A 3138-nucleotide genomic window follows, 5' to 3' on the forward strand; every position below is an offset into this window, starting at 1 on the left:
TTGCCCGCCTCCGGCGGGGGTGGGTGGGGGGGCGCCCTTGGCCGGGCGCGCTGGCGCCGTGCGATGGGCCGGAGCAGGGTGCCCAGCGCGCCGGCCGCCGCCACCGCGGCGAGGACCACGGCACGCGAGCGAAGTCGGGCCAGTGCCACCAGGGCAGGGCGTCGATGGATGGCATTGCGGGCTCCGGGGCAAGGGCATGCTCAAGGGCGTCCGTCCGGGAACAGGTCCTGATCGAGCAAGCCAGCCAGCTCACCGTAGGGCACGCTCACTTCGTGAGTCCCGATGGCGTATGGCCCCACCTGGTATTGCTCGAAGGTCACGAGTAGACCCTCAGCAAGCGGCAGCAGCTTGCGGTAGTTGTCGGCGGTCGGCGCCGTGCCCTCGCGAAGCCAGTTGTCGTCCGGCGAGAACGGCTCGCGCTGGCTGAGGGCCGTGTAACAGTAATCGGCAACACGCGGCAGCCAGGCGCTGCCACTGCGGAACAGGTCTTCGGTTGGCACGCGGGCGCCTGTGTCGCGGCGTATGACCACCGGCAGGTGCTGCTGTCCACCATGTGCGCCTCCGGTGTAGGCGTAGCTGCGCAGGCCCACGGACCAGAAATGCGGCGCGGCGTACACCTGGTCGTAGTCGATGGAGAGCTGCCAAGGCGGCCCTTGGTGGGCGCCACCCCCTGCAAGGAGCTCCTGGTAGGCTTGCCGGAAGTCGCCGATCTCGCCGTTTACCACCTCATCCAGCACCCGCTCCCCTGCCGCAGCGGCCTTGCCATCTTCGAGGCGCGGATAGGCTGCTTCGATCTCGAACTGCGGCCCCCGCTGAGTGATGCGGACCAGCTCGTCAGAGCGGTCAGTGCGTGACTCGCCCATCGCCGCTTCGATGCTCACCTCGCCTACTTTCCGGTCGAGGGCGGCGATGCGCTGGCGATAGAGGTCCGCTAGGCAGTCGCTGGTTCGGCAGCGGTCGCGCTGCTCGAGCCAGACGCGCTGCTGTGTCAGGAGACGCTCCGGATTTTCCCGACTGCGCCGGGCATCCGCATAGACCCGGCCGAGCTCGGAGTCGAGCCGGCTCAGCTCCGCGTCAGCGCAGATGAGACGCTCGACCCGCGTCGAAGCTTTGGTGCAGTCGAAGCTCGCGGCCTGCGCAACGCCCGTTACCAGCGCCAGCAGGCCGATGCCTGCGGACCGCAGCAGACGCGCACCGCCTCGACGCAGGGGGTATGTCATCTCCTTCATTCCAGCTCAGTCGTAAGGGCCGAGAAAGATCATACCGCCCCAGAAGAAGGAGCAGACCACGGCAAACGAAAAACACGCCCGCATGATGAAGTTCTGTGCGGGCGTCGATGCTTGCAGCGCCTCGCGGAACAGGCTGACGTCATCCGGCAGGTTGGTCTCTGCGGCCACGATAGCCGTGACCAAGCGCTGCTGTATCTCGATGGAATGCCAAATGACCAGTGTGCCCGTCAACGACCAGAGAAACAGCACCATAATCGCCGCCCGTGCCGTATCCGGGTGGATCTGCAGCTTGTCGAACGCCAACATCAACGCGAGGATCGCCAGAATCTGAATCGCTGAGAAGACATTGAACCGCGACCAGAACCGATCCAGCTCCGAATTGAGCGTCGTGATGTAGACCTCAAGGTATTGGGGGATCTGAATCATGGCTCCGTGTGTCTCTGTCTGTCTTGCGAGCTGTTATTGAGACCGGCTCCTTGTCGCTACCCCGTCAGTCTCAGCGCCGCGAGCGCCTGATTGGTGTCGTCGAGGTCGAACGCTTCAGGATCGAGCGGGCCTCCGAGCCAGTCGAGTATCTCCTGGTGCTCCGGATGGGACGGATCGGCCAAGGTTGTGAGCAGCTCGGCATAACCCCAGATGCCGCCGCAATCCTCCGGCGGGCAGGCGCGCTTGCCTTTGATGCACAGCGGCAGTGGTTGGGCCTGATCGAAGGCCGAAACCTGTTCGACGAGCACCTGATGCTCCCAGCCGTCGCCAAAATCATATTCGTAGAGCATGGTGTCCTTTTCTTTGCGCAGAATATCGGCGAGCCTGACCCGTGTTTCGTCCTGAACCTCGAAGCCGAACTCGTCATCTGGGACGCCATAAAAACGGCCGCCTGCGACGAATTGGTGCAGATGCGAGTCCGTCCAGCCCATAGCGACCTGGATGACCGCATGCAGCAAATCCAGCCTCAGGTCGCTCGGGACCAGAACCCGCCGCCAGATAGGCGGCTTTGCGCCCTTGAGCGTGATCTTGAGCTGATAGATCTGTTTTGGTCGTTTTGCAGGCATGGTTTGCTGTCTTTAGCTCCCGCTCGAAGGAGTGGGTAGATTGTGCGTGTGCTGCGCCGCATCTAGTGAATTCCCAAACGCCCACCAGCCTCGGCAGGTCGCGTCAGCAACATCGTCACCCTGACCGGTGTAGGTTGGTGTTGGCCAAGCAACACGGTGTGCCTGCCCTGCCTTCTGCTGTCGTGCCTGCGATCTTATTCGCATCAAGAGAAAAAGCTCACGTCGAGATGCGAATGCGGGGAAAAGAGAAGAGAAACTCGCGCAGAGACGCAGAGCCGCAAAGGGAAGAAAGAGAAGCGGTCGGTTTAACCAGCACAATGCCATACCCAAGTCTCTGCTGCTCATAGTCTAGCTGCATCTCTCCTCCCGTCTCCGCTTCTTCTCTGCGCCTTGGCGTCTCTGCGCGAGATATCGTTGCTCCCCGGAAAACGTGGTCTGTCCGTGAGGTATCCCCACAACCTGGATGGCGGGCGGGGTTGGGAATGGGACCGCCATGGCATTGCCTCGGCGATCGAGCAATCGACCCACTGTTCTCCAGCTCCTTAATCTGGGGATACCTCAGGGTCTGTCTCCTTTTCGTCAGCTCGTGCCAACGCCGGCTCAGGCAACTTCATCGAGCGTCTTACCGAGATCCCGCTTGCTGACAGACAGCACTTCGATGCCGACCAAGTGTCCTTCTGCGTCGTAATCCGCCATGATGCCGGGCTCGATCTGCTTCGTCGTCGCGACATCAGCGGTGGAGATTTCGAAGTAGGCGGCGTCCGCGGCAGGGTCGCATTCGAGCTTCACCAGTCAGTACACTCGTTGTCCAAGGACGCAGTCACAACACGCACTGGGGTGACGGTTTCCTTGTCACA

Annotated in this window: 4 protein-coding genes; all 4 read right to left on the reverse strand. The window is 62.4% G+C overall.

Annotated features, from left to right (window positions below; translation table 11 throughout):
• Positions 1 to 200: 200 nt before the first annotated feature.
• The 4 genes from I6U14_RS12720 to I6U14_RS12735 all read right to left on the reverse strand — a co-directional run bounded on the left by I6U14_RS12720 (position 201) and on the right by I6U14_RS12735 (position 3070).
• Positions 201 to 1220 carry a DUF3298 domain-containing protein gene (locus I6U14_RS12720; protein WP_296899857.1) on the reverse strand — a complete coding sequence of 340 codons (1020 nt, stop codon included), beginning with the start codon at positions 1218 to 1220 and terminating at the stop codon, positions 201 to 203.
• 15 nt (positions 1221 to 1235) lie between these two features.
• On the reverse strand, positions 1236 to 1655 hold the full coding sequence (locus I6U14_RS12725; RefSeq protein WP_296899859.1) for a hypothetical protein: 420 nt from the start codon (positions 1653 to 1655) through the stop codon (positions 1236 to 1238).
• A gap of 56 nt (positions 1656 to 1711) precedes the next feature.
• Positions 1712 to 2281, reverse strand: a complete 570-nt coding sequence (locus I6U14_RS12730) for a plasmid pRiA4b ORF-3 family protein (RefSeq protein ID WP_296899861.1) — start codon at positions 2279 to 2281, stop codon at positions 1712 to 1714.
• A gap of 600 nt (positions 2282 to 2881) precedes the next feature.
• Complete coding sequence (locus I6U14_RS12735; protein ID WP_296899862.1) at positions 2882 to 3070, reverse strand: DUF2283 domain-containing protein; 189 nt, start codon at positions 3068 to 3070, stop codon at positions 2882 to 2884.
• Between the last annotated feature and the right edge of the window lie 68 nt (positions 3071 to 3138).

It is taken from the genome of Thiohalocapsa sp. (genome assembly GCF_019695415.1).
Classification (GTDB): Bacteria; Pseudomonadota; Gammaproteobacteria; order Chromatiales; family Chromatiaceae; genus Thiohalocapsa.